Origin of the sequence: Stenotrophomonas sp. HMWF003 (genome assembly GCF_003061285.1) — a bacterium.
GTDB lineage: Bacteria > Pseudomonadota > Gammaproteobacteria > Xanthomonadales > Xanthomonadaceae > Stenotrophomonas > Stenotrophomonas maltophilia_AP.
In genome coordinates this window covers 1-1,623 of the sequence record NZ_QAIW01000223.1, presented here as the reverse complement: position 1 = coordinate 1,623, position 1,623 = coordinate 1, and the positions used below count along the sequence as shown (strand labels likewise).

General features: G+C 68.1%; 1 protein-coding gene. It reads right to left on the bottom strand.

Annotated features, from left to right (window positions below; all coding sequences use genetic code 11):
* Positions 1-256: 256 nt before the first annotated feature.
* A partial coding sequence (locus tag DBR34_RS09045) for a gamma-glutamyltransferase family protein (protein WP_146186805.1) occupies positions 257-1,623 on the bottom strand: 1,367 nt, incomplete at its 5' end.

Below are 1,623 nucleotides of genomic sequence, written 5' to 3'. Positions count from 1 at the left end.
GCGGGTCGGGGCGGATGGGATCGCGGGACACGCCGTAAACCCCGCTTCGCGGTCCGGCCCAGCCGCTGGCGGCTGTGCGTTCGACCGCATGCGAGGCAGTGCCTCGCAAGCAATGCGCTCTCACCCCTGGGGGCTCGTGGGCGCCATCCATGGCGCCCAACGGTCCCGCAATCCCATCCACCCCGCCCCCGGACACATGGCGGGCGGTGTGGGGAGAGCAGCCGACCAACGGTCGGCTCTACCCCGCCGCGGTGGTTTAGTAGCCTGCGGCCTGGCCGTCCTTGCGGCTCTCCGAGGCGCCGTAGTACACGCCGGTGTCGGGGTCGCGCAGGATCGCCTGGTAGCCGCCGTAGGGGCCGTCGGCGAAGGTTACGCGGTGGCCTTTGCGCATCAGTGCGCGCACCGTTTCGTACGGGAAGCCGGTTTCCAGGTTGACTTCGCCGCCGTCGCTCATCGCCGTGGCCTGCCCGGTTGGTTCGGTGGAACCTTCGTGCTGGATGCGCGGCGCATCGCCGGCTTCCTGCAGGTTCATGCCGAAGTCGACCATGTTCATCACGATCTGCGCGTGGCCCTGCGGCTGCATCGCCCCGCCCATCACCCCGAAGCTCATCCAGGGCTTGCCGTCCTTGGTCACGAAGCCGGGAATGATGGTCTGGAACGGGCGCTTGCCCGGCGCGTAGCCGTTCGGGTGGTCTTTCTGCAGGACGAACATCTCACCGCGATCCTGCAGGATGAAGCCCAGCCCCGGGGGGGCCATGCCACTGCCCATGCCGCGGTAATTGGACTGGATCAGCGAGACCATCATCCCGTCCGCGTCGGCCACCGTCATGTAGATCGTGTCGCCTTCCTGCAGCTGCTTGGGCGTACCCGGCTGCACTTCGCGCAGGGCCTTGTCCATCGAGATCAACGCGCGCCGCTGTGCCGCGTAGTCCTTCGAGACCAGCCGGTCCACCGGCGCCGGGTGGAACGCCGGATCGGTGTAGAAGCGCGCACGGTCGGCGAAGGCCAGCTTCTTGGCTTCCACGAACAGGTGCACGTGCTCGGGCGAGCCGAAGGGAATCTTCGAGAAGTCGTAGCCTTCCAGCACGTTCAGGATCTGCAGCGCCGCGATGCCTTGGCTGTTGGGCGGCAGTTCCCACACGTCGTAGCCGCGGTAGTTGCTGCTCACCGGCTCCACCCACTCCCCGTGGTGGCTGGCCATGTCCTCGTAGCTCAGGTAGCCGCCGTTGGCCTTGAAGTAGCTGCCGATGGTGCGGGCGATGTCGCCCTTGTAGAAGGCATCGCGGCCGCCGCGGCCGATCTGCTCCAGGGTGTTGGCCAGGTTCGGGTTCTTCCACATCTCGCCCTTGCGCGGCGCATGCCCGTTGACGGTGAACTGTTCGTTGAAGCCCGGGTACTGCGACAACCTGGGCACCGAGCGGTCCCAGTAGTAGGCGATCACCTCGGCCACCGGATGGCCCTCGCGGGCGTAGCGGATGGCCGGGGCCAGGTTGTCGGCCATCGGCTTGCGGCCGAAGCGCTCGTGCAGCGCGAACCAGCCGTCCACCGCACCCGGCACCGAGACCGGCAGCGGGCCGGTCGCCGGGATCTCCTTCAGCCCGCGCCGCTGGAACTCGGCCAGGG